Origin of the sequence: Fibrivirga algicola (assembly GCF_011742925.1) — a bacterium.
Taxonomy (GTDB): Bacteria; Bacteroidota; Bacteroidia; order Cytophagales; family Spirosomataceae; genus Fibrella; species Fibrella algicola.
Map to the genome: position 1 here is coordinate 798,762 of NZ_WAEL01000002.1, position 24,180 is coordinate 822,941.

17 protein-coding genes are annotated in these 24,180 nt (G+C 49.0%); all 17 read left to right on the plus strand.

The window, feature by feature from the left end:
- The first annotated feature begins 40 nt into the window (after window positions 1-40).
- The gene (locus F7231_RS08485; RefSeq protein ID WP_166691572.1) at window positions 41-868 is read left to right on the plus strand and encodes a hypothetical protein; all 828 of its coding nucleotides are present in this window, start codon (window positions 41-43) and stop codon (window positions 866-868) included.
- A gap of 18 nt (window positions 869-886) precedes the next feature.
- Window positions 887-2,071: a hypothetical protein gene (locus F7231_RS08490; RefSeq protein ID WP_166691573.1), complete on the plus strand. Its 1,185-nt coding sequence runs from the start codon at window positions 887-889 to the stop codon at window positions 2,069-2,071.
- Window positions 2,072-2,407: 336 nt separating this feature from the next.
- Window positions 2,408-3,412: an OmpA family protein gene (locus tag F7231_RS08495; protein ID WP_166691574.1), complete on the plus strand. Its 1,005-nt coding sequence runs from the start codon at window positions 2,408-2,410 to the stop codon at window positions 3,410-3,412.
- Window positions 3,409-4,350 (plus strand): hypothetical protein, encoded by a 942-nt coding sequence (locus F7231_RS08500; protein ID WP_166691575.1) that lies wholly within the window; start codon window positions 3,409-3,411, stop codon window positions 4,348-4,350. Before F7231_RS08495 ends, F7231_RS08500 begins: the two co-directional genes overlap by 4 nt.
- Window positions 4,347-5,633, plus strand: a complete 1,287-nt coding sequence (locus tag F7231_RS08505; protein ID WP_166691576.1) for a hypothetical protein — start codon at window positions 4,347-4,349, stop codon at window positions 5,631-5,633. Before F7231_RS08500 ends, F7231_RS08505 begins: the two co-directional genes overlap by 4 nt.
- A 32-nt stretch (window positions 5,634-5,665) precedes the next feature.
- Window positions 5,666-9,196 carry an Ig-like domain-containing protein gene (locus F7231_RS08510; RefSeq protein WP_166691577.1) on the plus strand — a complete coding sequence of 1,177 codons (3,531 nt, stop codon included), beginning with the start codon at window positions 5,666-5,668 and terminating at the stop codon, window positions 9,194-9,196.
- Between the two features lie 42 nt (window positions 9,197-9,238).
- The gene (locus tag F7231_RS08515) at window positions 9,239-10,102 is read left to right on the plus strand and encodes a hypothetical protein (RefSeq protein ID WP_166691578.1); all 864 of its coding nucleotides are present in this window, start codon (window positions 9,239-9,241) and stop codon (window positions 10,100-10,102) included.
- Window positions 10,103-10,111: 9 nt separating this feature from the next.
- Window positions 10,112-11,056 carry a hypothetical protein gene (locus F7231_RS08520; protein ID WP_166691579.1) on the plus strand — a complete coding sequence of 315 codons (945 nt, stop codon included), beginning with the start codon at window positions 10,112-10,114 and terminating at the stop codon, window positions 11,054-11,056.
- 36 nt (window positions 11,057-11,092) lie between these two features.
- A complete protein-coding gene (locus F7231_RS08525) occupies window positions 11,093-12,202 on the plus strand; it encodes a type I restriction enzyme HsdR N-terminal domain-containing protein (RefSeq protein ID WP_166691580.1) in 1,110 nt (369 codons plus the stop codon).
- Between the two features lie 513 nt (window positions 12,203-12,715).
- On the plus strand, window positions 12,716-16,798 hold the full coding sequence (locus F7231_RS08530) for a hybrid sensor histidine kinase/response regulator transcription factor (RefSeq protein WP_166691581.1): 4,083 nt from the start codon (window positions 12,716-12,718) through the stop codon (window positions 16,796-16,798).
- Between the two features lie 219 nt (window positions 16,799-17,017).
- Entirely contained in the window at window positions 17,018-17,425 is a 408-nt protein-coding gene (locus F7231_RS08535) for a helix-turn-helix transcriptional regulator (RefSeq protein WP_166691582.1), read from the plus strand.
- A gap of 108 nt (window positions 17,426-17,533) precedes the next feature.
- The gene (locus F7231_RS08540) at window positions 17,534-17,983 is read left to right on the plus strand and encodes a helix-turn-helix domain-containing protein (RefSeq protein WP_166691583.1); all 450 of its coding nucleotides are present in this window, start codon (window positions 17,534-17,536) and stop codon (window positions 17,981-17,983) included.
- A gap of 76 nt (window positions 17,984-18,059) precedes the next feature.
- Window positions 18,060-18,674, plus strand: a complete 615-nt coding sequence (locus F7231_RS27605; RefSeq protein WP_208295553.1) for a hypothetical protein — start codon at window positions 18,060-18,062, stop codon at window positions 18,672-18,674.
- A 231-nt stretch (window positions 18,675-18,905) separates the two neighbouring features.
- Window positions 18,906-19,658: a hypothetical protein gene (locus F7231_RS08550; protein WP_166691584.1), complete on the plus strand. Its 753-nt coding sequence runs from the start codon at window positions 18,906-18,908 to the stop codon at window positions 19,656-19,658.
- A gap of 13 nt (window positions 19,659-19,671) precedes the next feature.
- Window positions 19,672-20,811, plus strand: a complete 1,140-nt coding sequence (locus tag F7231_RS08555) for a caspase family protein (protein WP_166691585.1) — start codon at window positions 19,672-19,674, stop codon at window positions 20,809-20,811.
- 34 nt (window positions 20,812-20,845) lie between these two features.
- Entirely contained in the window at window positions 20,846-23,377 is a 2,532-nt protein-coding gene (locus F7231_RS08560; protein WP_166691586.1) for an ATP-dependent Clp protease ATP-binding subunit, read from the plus strand.
- A gap of 44 nt (window positions 23,378-23,421) precedes the next feature.
- Window positions 23,422-24,180: sensor histidine kinase (locus F7231_RS08565; protein ID WP_166691587.1), on the plus strand; the 759-nt coding region annotated here is incomplete at its 3' end.

The window sequence follows — 24,180 nt, forward strand, 5'->3', positions numbered from 1 at the left end:
GGCCAATCTTAACTTATTAGTTCGTTTATACGAAAGCTGAATGAAACACAAGTACCATCTAGGTTTATTAATTGCCGTTGTAATTCAGCTAGGCTGTAGCCAACGTGCTACGATTCATTTTACCCAGAAGCCCCCTGAACTGATATCCGCAGATGCGCTAACAGAGATCATGCTGGTGAACAAATCACCTCGGATTGTACTTCGTGTTCCGAATACCCGCAAAGGAGTAACTAACACGCAAGGAACCGTAAGCTCAAGGTCAGAGGTGGCTAGCCCCCCGGTCAGATTAGCCAGCAACACCCGCTTGCCACTCAGAGCAGCCTACAGCGACGCATGGTATGATGAGACCTCTTTATACAACGCCATCGAGAAACAGCTTTTTAAAGAAGGCTTCAGTGTTCGGGATAGAGGTCTATTCAATGAGGTACTTGATGGAGCTCAGAATGCGAATTATTCAAAAATAAACGCCCTGACCGATACAGATCTCATTTTAGAACTAGTACGGCTTGATTTTCCTGTTGGCTACTCCACAAACGTCTGCTTTGTTGAGCCAGATAACGAAAAGCGATTAATTAATGAATATCGCACAGAGCAAGGCGCTTCTGTTGAATTCAAGTTGGTACATGTCAAGACAAATGAAATTGTTGGCACGTACAAACTTTACTACACCCCTTGCCTTACCGGATGTCGGGGCTTTTATAAAAAGACAGGTGCTGGTGGTATTTTCAGCGCTAAGGGCTGGCTAAGACCCAGCGAGCAAGCTGAACTACAGAGGAACGCAAGGAGAGGGTACCAGACTTTTGATCAGGATGAACTCGAAACGTTTATCACCGATGCGACCAGGCAATTGATAAGCTCAATGCGTTAACCTGACTCTAGTCTATCTATGAAACAACTTCTACCTCTATTGCTTTTACTTCTCGGTTTTTCATCTGTGCTACAGGCTCAGGATGCTATTTATACAGCAAATGGAAACCGAATTTCTGACGTCAGGCTAACTAACCTGACTGATGACCGTGTGTATTTCATCATTAATAAAGATGAAAAATCACTTTCGCGTCAGAACATCCTGTTCGCCTTCAGTAACACGGGTAATTTTTTGCTAATCAGCAGCTTAAGTGCTGATCTAGATCAGGCTAAAGAGCAATTACGGACTTTTTTATCGGCTCCCCTCCATCCTGGCAACAAAGATTACCTCATCAGAGCCGTGCCCTTTAAAGTACTGCCGGCGACCATTCAGTATGAAAACGACGCTATCGTAAACTACGTAACAGAAGATGGTAAGCCTGCCTCTATTTCTAAAGGTGAGCTCGTGGCAATCATTTATCGTACAGGTAAACATAACCTCATAAGAGAACCTGCAGATGTAGCTGCCCTCTTACCTGATATCAGCGCTTATTTTAAGAGCGCCTCTGCAACTGTTCCTCCGCCAGCAACAACCGTTCAGCAACCAACGAACAAGGCTCCGAAAGCCATCGAAGCAACCCCAGTTGCCCAACCCACTACACCCGTAACTTCTCCATCGACTCAGGATACCGTTCAGCAGGCGGAGAAAGTTACGTCTGGCAAAAGCCTCTCCCTTAGCGAAGCTCAATACCAGTATTACCGTAAAAAGTCGATTCAGACAGTCGAAGAATTCGCCCAATACTTGAATATAATCACGAACAAAAGTATCTCTCTTGAAGCCAGGAACCAGGCAATTACCCAGGCATCAAAACTATTCATGCCCGCCGCTACCATGGAAGTGGCATCATCCAATCGGGCGGGGTCCCGGCGATATCCGATTAAAGAATACCTAAATCGATTAAAGTTGCTTCCTTACACGTCTACCAAGATCGAGTGGACTGAAGTGCAATTTCTTAAAGAATTGTCGCAGGCAGCTGATGGCAACTACTATGGGACGATCACCGGGCAGCAAACATTTATAGGTTCTGGCAGCAATGCTTATTATAGTGACGTCACCTCCAAAAACGTCCGTGTCAAGCTGGAACGGTTACCTGTAGTCATTGATGGCATAGAGAATACAAGCTGGAATCTGCTCCTTGGCTCCATTGGTATATCTGCCCAGTAATCAATCATGAAAGCGATCGGTATATGTTTGCTTTGGGCATTATTAGCTCCAATTTGGGGTGTAGCTCAAGTAGCAGACACGTCCTCGTGTCTTCGACTAAACGGACTGCTTATTGACCAAACTACCCATCAGCCACTGGATAAAGGGCTGATATTTGCCAGGACAGCATGGGGTCGGTTAAAAATTGGGATATCTGATGAGGCTGGAAAGTTTACCGCAGTTGTCCCTTGCGAAACGGTATCCCTCCTCATTGAACGAACAGCCTACCAGTCCCAAACACTCGCTCTTCTTCGCCCCGAAGCCGATTCCAGAAAGTCAGTTTCGGTTATTATTCCATTGCTGGTTACAGAAAAACAGGGTAGTAACAGGCCCTACCACCAAACAGAGCAGACCAATTACGTTCAACAGACCATTTCCGCTGAACAGTTAGTCGCACCGCAACAGCCTACAACGTTTTCTGTAGTCGACGCATTGGAGAAAAAGCCGTTGATGGCCACTATCTGTCTGTTTTTCACAAAAACGGGTGAGAAAAAATGTGTAACCGCGGACAACCACGGGCTTGCCCAGGTTAATCTGGACCACCACGACATCATAGCGCTGGAGGTAATCTCTGCCGGGTATCAGCCCTATGCTGGCAACTTGATTGTTGATCAGCTCGAAGGCCGCCGCCATGAAATACAACTACAGCGTGAGCTTACTCTTCTGACTGTCAAGGCTGATGATGCGAGCCAGTGTGCTATTCGAATGGGAAATAAACAGGTTCCTTTACTCCCAATACCCGACCGGGTCGGGCAATTCGTCGCCTATGCGTTAACTCCGGGTCGTTACGAGCTACTTGTTACGACAAAGACAACTACGATTCGCCGGTTCATTCAGCTTCAGCAGGGCTTGAATACAGAAGAGATCAAATCCATAACATCCGTTTCCACTGCCCGTAAATCAGCCGGTACAATCCAGAGCATTACCACACGCACCATTTCCCGGCCAACCTTGCTCTTACCCGACTCTATTCCCATGATCTATTTTCAACAGGGTAGCTACCAGTTGCGTGTAGATTCGCAGGAGGTACTGAGACAGGTAGCAGCTTACCTTAAAAAACACCCGTCGTACACACTTCGCATTACTGGCCATACCGACAACGTAGGCGATGAACGACTAAATCTGAATCTATCGCAGGATCGGGCTAAAGTGACATCCACCTTTTTAAACGGGCAAGGCATACAGGATTCTCGACTTATTCAGAATGGATTGGGTGGCAAATACCCGTTGGTACCCAACGATACCGAAACGAATAAAGCACTCAACCGCCGAGTTGCCCTAACGTTAATTCCTGCTCAATGATGAAACGCTACCTTATACTATATCGGATTCTAACAGTTCTCATTCTCTCTGGATTAGTTGGTTGTCATCAGACCCCCCTGGTACCTGTCACCGCTATTCCATTAACCTGCCAGTTGTATCAGCTTACCACTATCAATGAGGGTATACGAGATACAACCACATACCTCTACAATGATTTTGGCCACGTCCTGGAGAGCTCTTATAGAAAATGGGTAAACGCAAAGCTGGCGACAAGGACAAAAAAAAGCTTCACCTATTCGTATGACCACTTCCTGCTAACTCAGATTGAGCAGACAACAAATTTTTTAGCTACCGGAGGACAGACGCAGGACGATAAGGGTTACGTATACGACTATATTGATGGCAAAATCAACAAAGTTGTTATTAGAAATAATGTGACGGGCGTAACGATTTTAGTACAGCAATATCAATACGAAAACGATGTAGTAAAAACCGTCACAGAATTAAACGGAACGCAATTGCTCTTAAGACGATACATGTTTACAAGCGATGCTAAACTAGTTAAGTATGAAGAACCCAGCTTGTTTATAATTACAGAGGTTAATAATGGTAAAATCACAAAGAAAGTAGGTAATAACGGTACCACTATTAATTATCAGTTCGACAACCAGGGACAGTTGATAAATGAAACCACTACATCTGCTTCTGAACAGACTATCCATCTCTACGACTACGATACAGCACAATATTGGGGCAAAACACAACTCCGACTTCGTGGCTTTCCAGTTATTGATTTCGGCGGCGCTTCTTTACTACACAACCTACTTGTTGATGACCTGCAAGTAATTCAAAATGGGAGGGTTACGCAGAAAAGAAAGCTAACCTTCAACCATATTTACACTAAGGGTGGCTATTCCCTCGGCTATGGTAGAAGCGATGGAGCACAACAACGAAATACTTACTCCAACTGTCTATGAAACAACTTTTTACTCTATCAATACTTTGTTTTCTACTGAGCATCGGTGTATCGGTAGCACAAAAAAGTGACGGCCCAATCTATGCCGCTAAAGTCAGAACTAGCCCGTCAGCAGCTAATAAGCGTAGAGATGATGAGATTACGCGACAGGCCAAAGAAAAGCTAAACGATTTAGTAGAATTGTTAAATATGTTAACTTCTTCTATTACATTATCAGAATTAGAACGAAAGTCACTCATTAAGAATAGCTTTTTGCCCAACCCGAATCAGCTTTTCTACAATGATGCAGTAGTCATTGAGGATGATATTGATCCAACCCATACGTCAATCGATAGTACGGTAGAAATGTCCGTAGAAAGGTATTTGACAAACCTGGAATTATACTACGCAAAAACAGATAGCGCATCAATAGACTTTTCTCAAAAAGTCACATCCAGAGTTTATGAAGGCAGAGACTACCCTTATATAAAAATATTCTTCAAATCTCTTTTCAAAAGCAAGCATAACGAGCTTAAGACACCTTACACATCAGGGCTTCGAGTTGCTGAGATCAGAGCAGATAGTGTAGATGGTAAAATTCATACGTTCATAACGCGGCTAGGATTTCAACGACCCACAGATAATCTATCTGAGCTTACAGCACCAATGATTCATGATGAGGTGAAGCCTAAAAAATCGATAAAAGGACAGGAAACCTTTTACCTGAGCAGCGAAAACAGGCCCGATTCACTAGTGACGAAATTTGACAGTAAATGGTTACATGTCATTAACTCGTCGACTCTTTCTATTCCTATGGGCTTTTATCAGCGTAGTGCTAAAAGTGGCCAGAACCAGAGTAACGTGAGTATTATGCTAAGAGACAATAATCGACGTCTAACGTTCAGGCGAATCGATGGTACGTCTACTGATTTCAATAAAATTATTCGTGTAGAGTCGGTAGAAGAATTGGTAAAGAGAAAGCGTAAGCTGAAAAGGTGGGGCTGGGCACAGACCCTTACTGGCGTCATTGCCTTGGGGGCCAGTTATACCGGTTACTCTTCCTTACAGACCAGCTACAACGACTATAGTGACAGGCTCACAACCGTAAACGCGGAATATGCGATGTGGTCTTCCTTGTCACAACAGTCAGGAAGCACTCCCAGCCCTCTGATGGCATTTAATGAGTATGCAAAGCCAGGAATCTATGGGGTATATGGTGGTACTGTAGTGGGAAGCACGCTACTTGTTAATGGTATCCGATGCTTACTGAAAGCAGGTAGAATTAAAATTCCTACCAAGAAATAATCAAGCCCTGTTCGACTTTAGACATACTCAACATGACCATAACCAGTAAGCATTTCGGGCTACTGCTGCTAGTATTACTTCACGTTTCAACTGCACAGGCTCAGTTGACCCTTTCATTGAGTGGTGGCGACCCACTCGCCAGTCCAACTCTTGCTTTTGATGGAAATGTGTTCCAGGCTGGTGGGCAAATTGGTGATGCCCCTATTTATGCCAAGTTTACAGGTGTAGGTACCCGCTTTTTTCAGATCGACTCACCGGGTGAGAATAAAACGGTCACGGTTACCGGTGATGGCTTCTTTACTATTCGCCCAACAGGTAATATGCTGGTCGACGGTTCGCTGATTAAAAACTTTACGGGTCCAATTACGGGGGCAATAGGCATTGCCGTAAAGCCCCTTACCATTTCAACAATCAGCGCGAACGTATCAACAACGGTTGCCACAGGCTCTCGAATCACTATCTCTTACAGTACAGGATCGGGCATTTTTCCATTGAATGTTATTTCGAACGGCTTTAAGGCGCAGCTTCTTGATGCCAGTGGAAATTTTATAACTGATCTCCTCGACTGGGAGGACCAGTACATTGGCCGTGAGCAGCAGAATGCGAGCGTTGGGGGCGTACGGTCAATAAAAGGCACCATTCCGAGCACAGTAGCTTCAGGATCATATAGGGTCCGTGTGGCAACAACCGGGCTCTCAGTAAATGTAATTGGTACGCCCAGTAGCTTATTTACTATCAGAAACGATGCCCTGGTCATTACGGCCAACCCGATCGCAGGTACCTACTGTGTTGGGGCGGAGGTTGCTTTCCCCTTTTCCACGTCAGGTACGTCTCAAACGGGTAGCTCATTCAAGGTCCAGCTTGTCGAAGCTAACGGGACAATCATACAGGATCTGTCGGGCACAAGTATAGCCTCACCAGTCAGAGCTACAATTCCAACCTCACTGAGTGGAGGCAGCTATCGGTTTCGCATTGTTAGCATCCCAACTGGTATTACGAGTAATACAGCTATAGTGGGAATCTCTCAGATTCCCACCATGACCATCGCGAATGACTCTGAGATTGGTATCGGCGAGCGGGCGGCCGTTCGATTGAGCTTCACAGGGACGCCCCCATGGACCGTTATCTACACGGATTATAACGCTGCTTATGCACCAGGGTATTCACAAATAACAACTGTCAGTTCGAACACAGTACTGGTTGCTCCTACCTTTTTTGTGCCAACAATATATGACAAACGGTTCATAAAAAGTTTCCAGGACAATACCTGTGGTGTTAGCAATTTAATCAGTGGCTCAGCAGTAGTATCGATCAAACCTGTAACCATTACAACGGGTAGTTTATCCGGGAGTTACTGTCCAGGTAACACAATAGCTGTTTCGTACATAATGAGCGGATCTTTATCCTCAAATGCAATTCCGCAGGTGCAGTTGTCAGACGCCAATGGGGATTTTGCAAACGGCCAAATCGTTAGTTCGATTAGTACTACGAACCCAATCAATGCCACACTTCCTTCATCACTTGTTGGCGGAACTGGCTACAGGCTACGTGTTATTCTTCAGAAGCCCACCAATCCGAACCTTGATTATACCGGGTCAATTATTTCTGTTGCCAGTTCAATTACCATTAGTCGGCCTGAGGCGCCCAAGGTTACCGATTTTTCGTTCTGCTTTGGCACAACAGTAACCAGCCCGCTCAGCGCCTCAGGAATAGGTTTAAAGTGGTATGTGGCAGGCATTACACAACCCCTTGCCGCCGCACCAATTCCTTCTTCCAGTCAAGCCAGTACCTATTATGTTAGTCAAACAGTTAATGGGTGCGAAAGCCCTTTAGCTACAATCAACTCTATACCCAGAGCTGCTCCACAAGCGCCAATCATTAGCACCGTTTCGCTTTGCCAAGGGTCGCAAGGACAATTTGCCGCCAGTGCCAATGTACTTTGGTACAACTCGTTGACCGGTGGTGTAGGTACGTCGCAGCCGCCCGCTATAAACACGCAACTGGCCGGAGACATAACCGTTTATGCCTCGCAGACCATAACCGGGTGCGAAAGCCCGCGAACACCTGTTAAGGCAACTGTGTATCCTATTCCAGCCGCTCCCCTTGTACAGCCAGCAACCGTCCTCTGCCAATACAGTATAGCCAATTCCTTAACCGCAACAGGAACAAACCTGACCTGGTATGCCCAGTCCGGGAAACTAGCAGGAGCACCAATTCCTGGTACGCTACAATCAGGCTCGCAATCGTATTCGGTTAGTCAGGCGGCTAATAACTGCGAAAGCGCACGCACGGCGCTCAGTGTTATTGTTTTAGCGGCTCCTACCACTCCTTCTGCAAATTCAGTACGGTACTGCGTTGGTGATACCCCGAGTAGCTTTTCTGTGTCAGGTACGTTACTAAAGTGGTATACGGCAGCTACAGGTGGTATTGCGTCACCCTCCCCGCCCACCATCTCTACACAACTCCCCGATGTACTCACCTTCTATGTCTCTCAGACAGATAACAACAATTGTGAGAGTCTTCGGCAACCCGTATCTGTAACGGTCGCCGCCACGCCAGTTGCACCAACAGTAACCCCTAACCTGGCAGTCTGTCAGTCTGCGGTAGTTGGCGCGCTGTCGGCAACACCAAACACAGGGCTAACCTGGCAACAGGTCAGTGTTAGCGGTAGTACAGATATCGCTCCAATACCCTCAACGGCTCAACCAGGCTCATTCACCTACCTTGTTACGCAGAAAATAGGCAGTTGTACCAGTCCTGCGGGTCGCATTGTTTTCACAGTAAACAAAACACCCGACCGGCCAATTGCGGCCTCCCCTGTTAATTTTTGCACAGGGCAGACAGGCACCCTTTTGACAGCCAACGCAGCCGGTCGGTTAACCTGGTATACGAACGCCAATCACAGCGGGCCTGCATTTGCCAGTATCCTCCCAGCGACCGACCAGGTCAATGTAGCAACTTACTACGTGATCCAGACCGACGTCAATAACTGTGAGAGTCCCCACACTACGGTCGAAGTACGGGTATCGGCGAGAGCTACGGCACGATTGTCAGGAGATGGCGACGTATATCCCGGCGATAGCACAGCTATTCGGGTTCGTCTTTCAGGTGACGGTCCCTGGACCTTCACAAGGTGGGATAACCGATTTATCACAACAGGCGACTCGTTGTATGTGGGCTGGGTAAAGCCACTAGCTACACGGAGCTACGCCATTACCAATCTGCAAAGTGCCTGCGGCATTGGCAATAACGGAAATGCTTATACGCTCATTGTCAGACCTGTGCTAAGTGTTCTTCCTATCTCGGAATCGCTACTGCTCAAAGCCTACCCTAATCCTACATCAGGTGATGTAACGGTAAGCTGGAGTTCACAAGCTGAGCAGCCTGTTACCATAAAGATTATCAATGCGGCTGGCTCCGTAGTAAAAGAGGTGAAGCGACAGGCAGGCAGCACAATGCAGTCAGAACTTTTTCAACTAGGTACACAACCGGCCGGCATCTATTTTCTACAAATCACCACAGAGAAGAATGGCACACAAGCCAAGTCTATTCTGAAGTATTAACTTAATTAGTAATAAACCTCAATCCACCTTAATTTTTTTCTCATGCTAAGCTTTAAACAATTCAGTTTCCCTCCAGATCAAGACTTTGTACCTTCAAAAGAAACAAAGAACTTTTGGCTATACACCAAAAAAAGTAAGCGCACTTTTGGTGGCGTTGCACTTCCTGGTCTTTTTGAAACAGTTGGATATCCAACACAAATGGTTGGTTTTTTTGCTATACTTATTTTAGAGATAGTGCCAACCGTTTATGGAATAGGCGAAGGAGTACTGTGGCAAGCCATTGCAGCGGCAATCTTTATTGATATTTTTCTTGCAATTGTCTCCCATATATGGCATGACAAAATATGTCTTCATAGAAATGAATTAGTCAATGCTGACAGAGGTGTAGTAAAAGAGGACTTAAAGCGAAAAATTGATCGTTATACATTCTACACTTATAGCCTTTACGCACTTATTGTAGCATCTGGAATCTTAAAATTCTACTTCTTTTTCGATGCATATATGACACCAGATGCTATTGCTGGTGCCGTTTTAGTATGTTACTTGTTAGGTTCAATTTTACACATAGCATACACTGGATATTTCCTTTATACGTCTCGATTTAACTTCAAAATTCAATCCGAGTACAGTAAATACGTAGGAACTGGGGGTGTTTCTTACAAAGACACAACGGGAAAAGTACCTCAGCCTTTATTTTCTACAGGTAACACTTTTAAAGTCGAATCAACATCAGCAGGTAATAATAAAATTTTCCAGGCGAATGATGGACTTTTCTACCTCGAAACTTATGGGGTATTAACTGATAACGAACTAGCAAATCTAATTGTAAGACAGCCATATGATGTTCAGGGCCTGATTGCAAGAAGAGGCTTAAGTCGTCAAATTGAAATTTTACAAACAAACTAGTTTAATAACATGAAACTTTCAATACTCGGATATTTTACAATTGGTTTATTTACTCTCCTTGTTTCTAGTTGTGGAATAGATAATGGCTCAGAAGTGCCAGTAGACAGAAGCACATTAAAAATAGCCTTAGTCGATTCTCTTGTTTTGGAGGAAAAAGATGGCACATACTATCTCACAGAAGATTTAAGAGAACTTTGTGCTGTACTAATACCAGACGCTAAAAATTGTAGTCGAACCTATATTCTCGACCCTACCATTTTACGACTAGACCTTCAAAAAGAGTTTTCCCTTAAAACAACGATAGAAAAAGGTGGCGCAAAAAATGTAAATAACCCCAAAGTCATTGGTAAGTTAATCAATAAAAACTTTGACCAATTGGAAATCCCGAAAGAGTTCTCAAAAGCGACCCAAACAGTCGTAAGCACTGACCTTATCGAATCCTACGTTAATTCAAAAGCTAGTAAAGATTCAATATTGGTTTTTAGTACAGACGAATCGAAGGACATATATATAGTTAACAAAACTAAATATAGGGTTTTTAGCTCTATTGAAAGCCTGCGGAATAAAATCCTTTCAATACTTTGTGAGGATACCAAGGCAAACTTCACTCTTTTAATTAATCCTCCTGTTATTAAAGATCCTGTTATTATCAAAGATCCTCCTATAAAGACAGAGGAGCCTAAAGGTCCAAGAACGGGCCCAAAAGAAGGCAGAAAAAAAGGTGGCACAGTAAATAAGTCAAAACCCAATGGCGTATTGAACATAATAAAAGGAAGCGAAGGCTGTGATGTATGTACTCGATATTATAGTGCTACTGACAATAATGGCTTTATTCATGAAGTGAGAGAAAGAAACTCGACAAACTGTTGCCCATGTGGGAAAACCGTCAAAATGAACGGATTGACATACATAATGAACTGCGAAGGAGCGCCTCATCTAGAGCCAGTTAACTAACTATTACGACTAACGTTATTAAAACTTTTCACCAATATGGATTTCAAGGACCAAATCAAACAACTTGGCGAGCGGGTAGCGCGCCTCAAAGATTCTATCCAAACGGAAGAAGCTACCAAAACAGCCCTCATCCTACCCTTTCTTCAAACCCTTGGCTACGACGTGTTCGACCCTTTTGAAATTGTTCCCGAGTTTATCAGCGATATCGGGACCAAGAAAGGCGAAAAGGTCGACTATGCCGTAATGAAGGAAGGGGCAAATGGCGAACCGGCTGAGCCCTGTATGCTGATCGAATGCAAGCACTGGAAGCAGGCACTGACGCTCCATGATAACCAGTTGCTGCGTTATTTCCACGTAACCAAAGCCCGGTTCGGCGTATTGACAAATGGAGTTATTTATCGCTTCTACACGGATCTACAGGAGCCGAACAAGATGGACGAAAAACCATTCCTGGAAATCAACATGCTTGATTTGCGCGATAATCAGGTCGAGGAATTGAAGAAGTTTCACAAGTCGTACTTTGACGTCGATACGATTATCTCAACGGCCAGTGAACTGAAGTACACAGGGGAGCTAAAGGCACTAATTCAGCAGGAGATGACCAGTCCATCAGACACGCTGGTGCGGCATTTCGCCCGTCAGGTATACGGTGGAACATTGACGGCCAAGATGATGGAGTATTTCACGGCGCTGGTTCGTAAATCATTTCAGCATACATTCTCAGATCAGATTACCGATCGATTGAAAACGGCGCTGGGCCAGGAGGAGATAGCTACACCAGCATCTGCCCCGGTTGACTTACCGGCCTCCCCGGCTGTAGACGAAAAGAAAGAGCCTACTATCGTTACGACGCAGGAAGAATTAGAAGGCTTTTATATCGTAAGAGCTATTCTTCGAAACACGATCGACGCCAACAGGATCGTGCATCGTGATGCTCAGTCGTATTTCGCTATTCTTCTGGACAACAATAACCGGAAGCCCATTTGTCGACTACACCTCAATGGTGCAAAAAAAGCTATTACGATTTTTGATGAGAATCGAGTTGAGCAACGGCATGAGCTGACGACTATCAACGATATTTTTCTACACAGTGACGCGTTGAACAAATCATTGTTAGCCTACGAGAAACATGCTACGCCACAATGATCCTGAACTGCACTCTTCTACCATGCTTATGAGACGAAGAGATATCCGTCCCGTACTCCAAAAGCAAATCACAACTAGTTGATTATCAGCACAAATTCAAGTCCCTTCGGGAGCACATTTTCATAAGTAGTGAAATAAACAAAAAGCGCTAACTCTTAACGGGTTAGCGCTTTTTGTTTGTCCGTATTTATTGACACAAATACGAAACCGTTAGTTAACCCCGTCTTCTGTTCCAGCCTTACTTTCTCCTGCTGTTGCCTAGCGCCTTGGCTTGCTTCAGCACCTGTTCCCATATGACATATGTGTGGCTGGTACAACTATATTTTCTAATCTACATTGAGTTACAACGTGTATACAGCTTCTTACATTGCTAAAAGTTAGTGTGCTCCTCTTACTGCATTTGATTTAGGCGTGGAGATGCGCAGTAACTGTTGCAGCACGCATACCCAGACAGGTTGATCGATAGAAGCGGTTGCCGGTGAATTGCTTATTCCCCCTTAAACCAGTTGCCTCATGGCCTACCAGTACTCGCTGATTATTCTCCTGTTGCTATCTGCATCAGGTTTTGGGCAATCGTACGTTTATCCGTCACTAGGTAACCCAGACAGAAAGTCCCACCAATATCCTATCGCCAACCAGTTCGAGCATTTAGCTGTAGCTGACGGACTGTCTAATAACTCGGTGTCAGCTATTATACAAGACCGGAAAGGCTACATGTGGTTTGGCACGCATGAAGGCGTAAACCGATATGACGGCGCCACGTTTACCGTCTTTAAGCCCGATCCAAAACAGCCTACCCGTGGTTTTCAAAATGGTAGTATAACCGGCCTGTGTGAGGGCGAGGGTGATCAGATATGGGCCATTACGGAAGCGGGGTTACATGAGATCGATAGTCGCACGGGAGTTGTCACACCGCACCTCATTAAGGCTGCCAATGCTAACCGCTGGAATAACCAGATCTCGATTTATCAGGACAGTCAGCATCTACTTTGGATTACTACGTTTGCGGGCCTGGTGAAGTACGAGCCAAACAAACATCAGTTCACACTCTACCCGGCCCCCATGGCTGACATGCCCCTTAAAAGCATGTTAGTCGATCGCCAACAGCGGTTCTGGGTTGCTTCTCACGAGGGCTTATACCTCTTCGATCTGACTACCGGACGGTTTACACTGGTACCTGCTCCGGGACCAGCCAGGCCGCAACCTTCATTCTTGTCCTTCTATCTGGACGCGAAAGATGTGCTCTGGATGGGCACCTCCAACGAAGGCAAGAGCCTCTATAAACTCGACCTTCGGCAGCAGCCCTGGCAACTGGCTCCGTATAACCCCGGTGGCCAGCTAAACCCTTACATCTGGCGCAATACCATTCACCAGGATGCTTCAGGTCTGGTATGGGTGGGTACCACCAACGGCCTGCATGCCATTGACCCACTAAGCGATCGGGTGGTTACCTACCAAACCAACCCGGATCTGGCCAAGGGGCTGGCCAGCAGCAACGCCCAAGCCGTTTTTCACGACCGGGCGGGTACACTATGGGTTGGTACTGACAACGGGATCGACCGGCAGGCAGCGAACACCAAACCTTTTACGATCACCCGGATCACGCCCAATGAGCGACAGACCAACAGACCCGAAAACAGAGTAACGGCATTAGCCGTAGATCGGCGAAATCAGCTTTGGACTACCAACATGGAGTCGGTATACCGCCAGTCAACTGGCCAAACCAAACCCGACCTGATCCCGCCGGAGCGCCTAGGTTCATCAACCCAACACAAAAACAACGTAAATACCATTACGCCCGACGGAGAAGACGGCGTCTGGTTTGGCACCAATGATGGCCTGTTTCACTACGACCAGGGGAAGGATACGTACACAAACTACCCCGCTCCATTTCCAATCCAGTACCTATCCGTCAAATACACGGACAACGTACCCACCGCCGAACTCTGGGTTGGTGGAATTGGTGGTATCGCCTCGTTCAATCGGTACACCCATAAATACAGCTATTACCCTTACAAACCAGGAGCGGCCAACGGCCTCACCGACAACTATATCAACGGATTACTGGCCAGCGAGGACTGGACCGTATGGGTGTTGATCAAACGCATGGGGCTTTGCCGGCTGGACCCTAAAACAGGTCAGTTCACGCGACACATGGCTGGCCAGAAAGGACAGCTCAGCACCAACGAAGTGGAGTCTATATACGAAGACAAAGCCGGTACTCTCTGGGTGGGAACGCATCGGGGGGGGCTTAACAGACGGGATCGCGAAACGGGGCTTTTCTCGGTTGTCAGGCCGAAGGATGGCCTGCCGGGCAGCACTATTCTTGGTATCACGGGCGACGAGTCGGGACGGCTTTGGCTGAGCACCGATAAGGGACTCTGCCGCTATGACCCGGCCACAAAAGCCAGTCACAATTACGAAATGAGTGACGGCCTGCCCAGCAACGAGTTCATTCAGAATGCCGTTTTCCGGCGACCGGATCAACTCTTTTTCGGTAGTCAGGATGGACTTGTCCGCTTTAAGCCGAACCGAATAGAGGATGATATGCGTCCATTTCCGGTCTATATCAACGGACTAACTGTGCTGGATAAGCCCCGTACTATCATCGATAGTGTGATTCGCCTGAACTACGACGAAAACATGGTATCGTTTAGTTTTGCCGCACTCGCCTATGACCATCCTGAGCAGAACCAGTACGCGTATCAGTTGACAGGGGTCAATCCGGGCTGGGTGGAAAATGGCAACCGCCACTCAGTCAATTACAACAGTTTGTTACCGGGCACGTATACGTTCCGGGTAAAAGCAGCCAACAGCAACGGGTTCTGGACACCGAACATGGCCTCAGTCCGGGTCATTATCGCCCCGCCCTGGTGGGCTACCTGGTGGGCCTATGTGCTATACGCACTGCTGGCAGGCGGGGCTATCTGGGGCTACATTAGGTTCTACACCAACCGAATCAAACAGCGGCAGGAGTTGCTACTGAACCGGCAACAGGCCGAGCAGCTGAGGGCGGTAGATGAACTCAAAACGCGTTTTTTCTCCAACATTACCCACGAGTTTCGGACGCCCCTCTCGTTGATCATTGCCCCAGTAGACAAACTCCTTCAGGAAGGCCGCTTCGACCGCTCCACGCTGCTAACCGTACAACGCAATGCAGGGCAACTGTCGAGACTCATCAACCAGTTACTCGACCTGTCGAAGCTGGAAGGTAACTACATGGCCGTAGCACTTGTACAAGGCAACGTACCCACCTTCGTTGAGCAACTGGTAGCCACATTCGGGCGGTCAGCAGCCCACAAAGCGATTGCGCTGAACTGTGATACGACCGGCATACCCACGCACGACTATGTGTTCGATGCCGACAAGTGGGAAAAGATCCTGACGAACCTGCTGTCGAATGCGCTAAAATTTACGAAGGCAGGCGGAACCGTAACGGTAACAGGTACGTCGGTCTGGATGGCCGACGGCCTGGCGGGCGTGCAAGTACAGGTCAATGATTCGGGCATCGGCATTGCACCCGACAAGTTGGGGCACATATTCGATCGGTTCTATCAGGCCGATACGTCAAGCACCCGCGCCTATGAAGGCACGGGCATTGGGCTGGCGCTGGTAAAGGAATTGGTGGAGCTACTAGAGGGCACCATCACGGTCTCGAGTGAACTGGGTACAGGTACGTCGTTCGTCCTAACGCTACCTGCCAGACGGGCCACGGCTACTGCCAACGTCCCCAGACTGGAGCCTATTGAAGCGGACGCGTCCAGTCTGAACTGGCTGGCACCCAACTCGACAACCATGACTCAGCAGAAAAACCAGGAAGATAACGCCCAAGACCTGCCACGTGTGTTGGTGGTGGAGGATAATGACGAGCTACGCGAGTTTCTGGTGGCCGAGTTATCAGGTACGTATCAGGTCTTACAGGCAGCAGATGGCGCGGCTGGCTGGGCCATCGTGCAGGCCGAACTGCCCGACATTGTGCTGACCGACTTGATGATGCCCGGTATGGATGGTATCGAACTAACCAGGCTTACCAAAACGGCCCCTGATACGGACCACATCGCCGTTGTGATTCTGACAGCTAAGGCAGCTCAGCAAAGCCGCCTCGATGGGCTTCAACAAGGGGCAGATGAGTACCTGGCCAAGCCCTTCAATATCGATGAGCTACACCTCCGTCTGCGCAACCTGGTTACCCGGCAACAGAAGCTGGGCGAACATTACCGGCAACAATTGGCACTCCCTCAGCCAGCGGCCCCCGACACTGTTTTACCTGACCCCTTTCTGCTACGGATTTATAGCCTGTTAGATAGTCATTTAGATGACCCCTCGATCAGTGTCGAGTGGCTCGCGGACCAATTGGCAATGGGGCGCAAGACGCTCTATCGGAAGGTAAACGCCCTGATCCAGCTTCCGCCCGGCGACCTGATCCGGCAGTACCGGCTACGCAAGGCCGCCGACCTACTCCGTTCAGGTCACACAGTAACCGAAACAGCAGATCTAGCAGGGTTCAGCACGCCATCGCATTTCAGTTTTGCCTTCAAAGAGTTCTATCAGCAAACCCCTTCCGAATTTACAGGCGGTCAGCCAAAGAAGGCCTAGTTGACACTAGTTCATTTCTCGTGAAAAGGCCCCGGTAGTCGTGCCGAGGCCTTTTTTGTGGTTTTGGACGAATAATGTCCCCAAATGGACAAAAAATGTCCCCAATCAGACAGGCTATCGGTAAGGACCGGAGGACTTTTGACTCATCCAACCGGGTAATTCTGCTCCCCGCTGAATATCCGGTTGGATAACCGCTTTCCGCACTAAATCCATACCATAATGACGTACCCAAAAAAGCAGACCGAGCTAGCTCGGTCTGCTTTTCGCCGCCTTGACGCTACTACTATTCCTAAACAGCACCCCTTTCTTCGGCAACTCTATGGCTTACTGGATAAGCATCTGGATGACCCAAGCATCAATGTCGATTGGCTGGCTATGCAACTGGGGATCAATCGTAAAACGCTCTATCGCCAGGTGCTTCGCCTCACCGGTTACACGCCCACTATCCTGATTCGGCAGTACCGGCTCCAACAAGCGATTAACCTACTACAGGCTGGCCATTCCGTGATCGAGACCGCCGAGGCTGTAGGGTTTAGCACCGCCTCGCACTTCACCACAGTATTTAAAAAGCAGTATGGTCAAACGCCCACCCAATTCGTAAATACCACCACGGTAACTGGCTCGTAACCGAAATGGCCGATAAACCAACAAGATTGTCCTGAACCCAAACGCCTGCCGGAAAGCAACACCTCACCTTTGCGCTATCTACTACGGTAACCCCTTGGTATCCTACCTATGATACGTTTTCACCTGACCTTACATCAACAGCAGACAGGCGATCTGCTCCGGCCAATCAACACGTCGCCAGCCAGCTATGCGCAGCCAGCCGTACCCCCTCTTCTCCAGCGAGTTTATGACTTGCTAGACAGGCAGCCACCGGGGGTAATGGTCAACGTAGACTGGCTGGCCAGCAAACTGGCGGTGAACCGCAAAACGCTCTACCGAAACGTGATGCGCCTAACCCAGCTATCGCCAGCCGAAATGCTGCGCCACTATTACCTGAGCAAAGCTGCCAGCCTTATCTATGAAGGATACACTATAGCTGAAACGGCCTATAGTGTAGGCTTTAATACACCCTCCCATTTTACCGCCGTTTTTAAAGAACAATATGGCCAAACGCCAAAGCAATTTAGAAGCGCCTACAAAATGCCCCCAATTCGACAGTATATGTCCCCAATAGGATAGTACAACGGAAAATAGCGGGTCAACTTTGGCGTACCCAAACGGGCACATTCACTCCATACATACACCCAGTTCAATCATGATGACCACAGCTACAATCCGCTCTTTTTTCTATTCTATTTGTATGGCTCTAACGATGGCCATACTAGTTGCCGCCTGTAAAGGGGAAGTAGGCCCTAAAGGCGACACCGGCGCTCCTGGTGTTGGCACAACCGGAGCCACGGGCGCAACTGGCCCTGCGGGTGCAACGGGGCCAGCTGGTGCTTCGGGTGTGGCTGGCGTTAGTGGAACCTCTAGTGTAACTCAGGTTACTTATGCTACTTCCTTTACACTTGCCGACGATGGTGGTAAGTTTTATCTTTTTGGTTTGCCAAGCTATATTTCAAAAGTGGTCGTTGATAAAAGCATTGTAATGGTGTATTTGGAGTTTGGTGATGACCCGTTCAAGACGTTAGTATATCAAATACCTGGCATTATACCTGCAGTTGGAGATGAATTTGCATATACCATTTATGCAGGAACTCCCACTATTCAATATGTTGCTATCTACCGTGTTAAAGGCGCGTACTTTAAGACTGTTACTAAAGTAAGAGTTTTAGTTATTCCGGCAGCTAACCTAGTCAATGGGCGAAAAGCGGCCGTTGATCATAATAATTACGAAGCAGTCAAGGCGTATTACGATCTGCAAGACTGACGCTCTGGTCTATCATTTTCTTATGCCCGTTTGCCCAATCACTATTTGGACAACGGGCAAGCATGACTCACAAGAGTCGATCCACGACATATAAAACCTATCTATTGCGTTTGCCTCGAACTCGCGCCGGATGGTCATTGAGTTCTCCTTCAAAAGCACTGTCGACGATCGAGCCTCCATTCATCTACGCCCTCACTTTTCCGAAGCCAAGTACATAACAAGCTATTATTTATGAACCGAAATCTATACCAACTCAGTTTTTGGGCGATAATCAGTGTCTTAGCTGGTCAGACCAGTACAGCGCAGACACTGGCCACTAACGTTCGGTTACGGACAGACTCTATCGCCCGGAAAGTAATCGTCGAGTATAACCTACCACAGATTTCATCAGGCGATTCCATCTATCTCGAACTGGAAACGGCTTCAGGGCAACTTCTACGTCCCTTAGCCGTAAAGGGCGATGTAGGTAAGGCCATTAAGGCAGGAACCAAAAAGTTGATAGCCTGGGATGTGGTTCAGGACAATGTCCGCATCGATGAGCGTGTAACGGTACTATTACGGGTAGATCGGGCGGGCCAGGGAACCAGTCAGGCAGTTGTTGCTCAGGAAAAGAGCCCAAGAGAAGTAATTCTCAAAAAATCACCGGTACCCGTTATTGGCTGGGTGGCGGCGGCGGGCCTTACAGGATTTGCTACTGTGCTGGCACTGGGTCTTAATAAAGACGTTGATACGTACAACAGTAAACCGTATGCCTCCGACGGGGCAGATCTGCTACAATATCAGAACCAGAAAAAAAGCATCGACTCCAAGAAAGCGACATTCACGATAGTAGCCGCTACGGCTGCGGCCGTGGTCGTAGCCAATGTCGTTTACACGATCATCCGCAAAAAAGCGCCGGGCAGAACATCACTAGTGATGTTACAGTCTGCCGCCCCGCTTCCGGGCAGCCAATCAATGAGCATTGGTTTAAGTCGCCGTTTCTAAACTCTCCCTCCACATGAACGCTCTTTTACTGGTTATAGGAAGCTCTTTAGTAGCTGTTTCGGCCTTGGCTCAACCAATGGCATCTGGCTCAACCTTCAAAAGCGAGCCTACCCGCCTGAACACCACCGGATTTGTAGCTGCCTCGAACGCACCCGGTGTCGGTTCACGAATTGACTGGACCAGCACCCTACCGGCAGATAAGACAGTTGGTTCGCCGATCTTCCTGGCTAAAGCCTGTGTAACGGCGGCCAAACCCGTTGACCGCTTTGTCCTGTTTCTGAATGAAAAGCAACTACCAACAACCCGCGATCTGAGAGTTGAACGTGACCCGGTTTGCCCCAACCCGTTTAGTCAGTCTGTCGAGCTGGCTGAAGGCGAAAACAAGTTGCGGTTGGTTGCCTATCTGACAGGGGGCGGAGAGCTAACGGCTCAACTGGTTGTTACGTATGCCAAGTCGCCAATAGCTGCTAGCGAGAAGCGGCTGGCCCTGGTCATTGGCAATTCAGCCTACCCAACTACAAGCAAACTGGAGAATCCGGTTAATGACGCCAAAGACATGGCGGCCACGCTAACTGACATGGGATTTGACGTGATGCTATTCACTGACCTCGACAAACGGAAGCTTCGTAAAGCCATTGAAGATTTTGGCTTTCGCCTGAAAGGCTACCAGGTTGGGCTATTCTTTTACGCCGGCCATGGCATTGCCCTTAACGGACAAAACTACCTCGTGCCGATCGACGCCTCACCCCAATCGGCGAGTGATATTGAATTTGACTGCGAACCAGCCGACCGGATCGTCAGCAAGATGGAAGATGCCCGCACCACAAATATCATTGTCCTCGATGCCTGCCGAAACAACCCCTTTGAACGAAGCATGAGCCGGGGCGGTGGAGACGGAGGGTTAACCCAAATGAAAGCCCCCGCCGGAACAATCATCGCCTATGCTACATCACCCGGTAAAACGGCAGCCGACGGTGTTGGCCGTAACGGTCTGTACACATCAGCCCTGCTCAAAACCCTGAAAGTGCCCAACATGCCGATCGAAAAGGCGTTCAAACAGGTACGTTCAGAAGTAATGCGGCAAAGCAATGGTCGTCAGCAGCCCTGGGAGTCAAGCTCGCTGGTGGATGAGATCTATTTCATGAAAAAGTAAGCCATCGCCCTGTCGGCGCTTATACCCTATCCCCATGATTACCCTATCCTACACCGAAGAACTTCGCCGGGCGGTTGCTATTGCTCAGGCTATTGCCAGGGAGCACCAGCACCTGACGTTTTCGCCGGGACATCTACTCCAGGGCCTCCTCCACAATGATGTTGGGCTCGCCTCACAACTGGCGGTTTGGGAAGTCGATGTGCCATACCTGCGTGATTGGGCCGATATTCGGGTGGAGAGCTATCCTAAATCGGCCCGAAGCACCGAAGAACCTACCGGCGACAAGCAGGTGCGGGCGCTGATGGAAGTATCGGACGTGGTCAGGATGAAACTGGGTGAATCGGAACTAACGCCGGTGGCGGTACTAACGGCAATGTGTAAACCCGACGTGGCCTTCAACCGTGACCAACTTAAATCATTTCCGCTGACCGAGCAGCAACTGCTCGAAAAGGCACTGATGGATACCGGCTTTCAGCAGGCTATCAACGGACAAACGGGTGGTTCTGCTACTAACGGGAAAAGCTTGAATGGGCAAGCGGCTTCTGATGGGGCGGGCGCGGCGGCAACGGGCAAAACACTTTATAAATTCTGTACCGACCGTACGGCATCGGCCCGGGAGGGGAAGCTTGACCCCATTGTAGGCCGCGAGCGCGAAACCCGCCAGATGATCGAGATCCTGGGCCGGCGGCTGAAACCAAACGTGATCATCACCGGCGAACCGGGGGTTGGCAAAACGGCACTGGTCGAGGGGCTGGCCCAGCAGATTGTGGCCGGGTACGTGCCGCCGCACCTGAAGAACGCTCAGTTGTTTCAGTTAGACATGGGCTCGCTGATTGCGGGCGCTTCCTACAAGGGCGAGATCGAAGACCGCATGAAAGGCATTCTGACCGACCTGAAGCAGGTTGACCGGGCGCTGCTGTTTATCGACGAGATTCACATGCTGCTTGACCCGCAAGGTGGCGCTACGGGGCTGGTGAACCTGCTCAAACCTGAACTGGCGCGGGGCGAGCTGACACTGATTGGCGCAACCACCAACGACGAATACCGCAAGTACCTGGAAAAAGACGAAGCCTTTGCTCGCCGGTTCGAGGTGCTGGCCGTTGAGGAACCCGATGAACTTACGGCTACCTGGATGGTGCAGACGCTGTTGCCCCTGTTTGAGAAACACCACCAGATTGGGGTGGGCGATACCACCGTTGCCGAAACCGTCCGCTTGGCCAAACGCTACCTGAAAGGCCGCCGACTGCCCGACGCGGCCATTGACCTGATTGACCGCACAATGGCCGCGATGAAAATGGCCGCCGAAACCACCCAGCCCGAGATAGAACGTCTCCGGCTACTGCTGGCTGCGTTACGGGAGAAAGCTACGGATGCTGATTCATTGACTCTCATGCCTGACGTTCGCCGGTTTGAGAGGCAGGTGAAGAATTGCCTGAGCCCGGTATTGCTGGGCCAGTTGGAAACCGACTTAGAGACGGATGCCTTTGATCTGCCCGAGGCCTTGATCGACCATCTGGACATGGTATTGACCAAACTGGAGGTGTTGGGGCAGCAGGTACGTGACAAGGTTGAACCGGCCGAAGTAGCCGCCGTGGTAGCGAACCGGACGGGCATTCCGCTCGGGAAAATACAGTCGAAAGAGCGCGACAAACTGCTGGCGCTGGACGAGCACCTGAAGCAGCGCGTAGTGGGGCAGAACCATGCCGTGAACATCATTGCCGATGCTATTCTGGAAAACCGCTCGGGCCTGAGCCGCCCCGGTCAGCCAATTGGCTCGTTTTTCTTCTCAGGCCCTACCGGCACCGGCAAAACGGAACTGGCCAAGGCAATGGCCGATTTTCTGTTCAACGACGAGCGGGCCCTGATCCGCTTCGATATGTCGGAGTTTAAGGAAGAACACTCGGCGGCCCTACTTTACGGAGCCCCTCCGGGGTACGTTGGTTACGAAGAAGGCGGATTGCTGGTGACTAAGATCCGGCAGCAGCCGTTCTCGGTGGTGCTCTTCGATGAGATCGAGAAAGCGCACCCGTCCGTGTTCGACATCTTTCTGCAAATTCTGGACGAAGGGCTGCTCCATGACCGGCTTGGTCGGGAGGGTGATTTCTCCAACGCGATTATCCTGTTCACCTCCAACATTGGCTCTGACTTTGTGGTGGAAAAAGCCGCGAAAGGCGAAATAGCCGCCTCGAACGAACTGCTGGAGATCATGGGCCGTTTCTTCCGCCCCGAATTTCTGGGCCGACTCACCGAGATCGTGCCGTTCCAGCCTATTTCGGAAGGGGCGATCGTCCAGATTTTCAACATTCAGTTGGCGTCGTTACTCAAAACACTCGACAAGCAGGGAATCACCGTTATGATCGATGATGAGGCCCGGCGGAAACTGGCGCTGGAAGGTTACACCCCTAAATACGGAGCCCGGCCACTGCGGGGCGTGATCCGTAACCGCCTACGCCGTCCCCTCTCCCGCCTGATCGTATCCGGCGAGATTGGCAAAGGCAGCGTATTGACGCTCTTGATCGGTGACGACGGCGAACTCCGTTTCGACACGGTAGCCGCCCGCGATTAGGCCGTTTCAACCGCTTACAGTTAACGTCTTGATTCTACAGCCTCATGAAGTACAACCCAACTGCCCTTTCGACAGACTTGTGGCCGCTCAACATGGCCAAACCGCGTCTGTACGTATTGTTGTGTATCGAACTGATCATACTACTTGGCTTGAGTCTACAACTGACTCTACCTGCGGATTGGCTGGCCATCAGCAAAGCGTCTCAACTGGCCTCTGCTTTGTCAGGGCTTGTTGGGTCTGCTACTGACTGGGTACGTCACAGACCTTCGGTTGACTGGCTACCCGAGCAGCCGTTGCTGACGTCACTCCTGCACACGGGTCGTTGGGCCGAACTGTCGGTAATCGCCCTGTTTGGCCTACTTATCTCGTCGACGTATATACACCACCGTTCTAGCAAAAAACAGATGGATGACATCCGTAATCAGATTGCGGCCGACCTCCACGATGAGATTGGTTCTTCGCTGAGCAGCATCGGTCTGCTGGGGGCCCTGGCCCGAAATGGATTGTCTGATCCGCACAAATCTGCATGTCTGCTGAATCAGCTGGTTGAAGAGACGCGACAGGTAAGTAATGCCTTGGACGATGTGGTTTGGAGCGTGAGCCCCCGCGATGAGCAAAGCGCCTACCTGGGCGCACGCATCTACCGCTACGCAGCCAATTTGTTCGAGACCGCGGGCATCGCCTACCAGATCAATATGCCCGATGAGAGCGTGTTGACCCAGGTGCCTACAGCCCAGCAACGCGATCTATATTTTTTCGTGAAAGGGGTGGTCAGTAATATCATAAAACATGCTGGGGCTACT

Excerpts from the sequence above, each read along its gene's own strand:
- F7231_RS08560 (WP_166691586.1), top strand. The coding sequence starts at position 20,846 with ATGATTACCCTATCCTACACCGAAGAACTTCGCCGGGCGGTTGCTATT.
- F7231_RS08530 (WP_166691581.1), top strand. The coding sequence starts at position 12,716 with ATGGCCTACCAGTACTCGCTGATTATTCTCCTGTTGCTATCTGCATCA.
- F7231_RS08535 (WP_166691582.1), top strand. The coding sequence starts at position 17,018 with ATGACGTACCCAAAAAAGCAGACCGAGCTAGCTCGGTCTGCTTTTCGC.
- F7231_RS08540 (WP_166691583.1), top strand. The coding sequence starts at position 17,534 with ATGATACGTTTTCACCTGACCTTACATCAACAGCAGACAGGCGATCTG.
- F7231_RS08505 (WP_166691576.1), top strand. The coding sequence starts at position 4,347 with ATGAAACAACTTTTTACTCTATCAATACTTTGTTTTCTACTGAGCATC.
- F7231_RS08555 (WP_166691585.1), top strand. The coding sequence starts at position 19,672 with ATGAACGCTCTTTTACTGGTTATAGGAAGCTCTTTAGTAGCTGTTTCG.
- F7231_RS08520 (WP_166691579.1), top strand. The coding sequence starts at position 10,112 with ATGAAACTTTCAATACTCGGATATTTTACAATTGGTTTATTTACTCTC.
- F7231_RS08500 (WP_166691575.1), top strand. The coding sequence starts at position 3,409 with ATGATGAAACGCTACCTTATACTATATCGGATTCTAACAGTTCTCATT.
- F7231_RS08485 (WP_166691572.1), top strand. The coding sequence starts at position 41 with ATGAAACACAAGTACCATCTAGGTTTATTAATTGCCGTTGTAATTCAG.
- F7231_RS27605 (WP_208295553.1), top strand. The coding sequence starts at position 18,060 with ATGATGACCACAGCTACAATCCGCTCTTTTTTCTATTCTATTTGTATG.
- F7231_RS08550 (WP_166691584.1), top strand. The coding sequence starts at position 18,906 with ATGAACCGAAATCTATACCAACTCAGTTTTTGGGCGATAATCAGTGTC.
- F7231_RS08525 (WP_166691580.1), top strand. The coding sequence starts at position 11,093 with ATGGATTTCAAGGACCAAATCAAACAACTTGGCGAGCGGGTAGCGCGC.
- F7231_RS08510 (WP_166691577.1), top strand. The coding sequence starts at position 5,666 with ATGACCATAACCAGTAAGCATTTCGGGCTACTGCTGCTAGTATTACTT.
- F7231_RS08490 (WP_166691573.1), top strand. The coding sequence starts at position 887 with ATGAAACAACTTCTACCTCTATTGCTTTTACTTCTCGGTTTTTCATCT.
- F7231_RS08515 (WP_166691578.1), top strand. The coding sequence starts at position 9,239 with ATGCTAAGCTTTAAACAATTCAGTTTCCCTCCAGATCAAGACTTTGTA.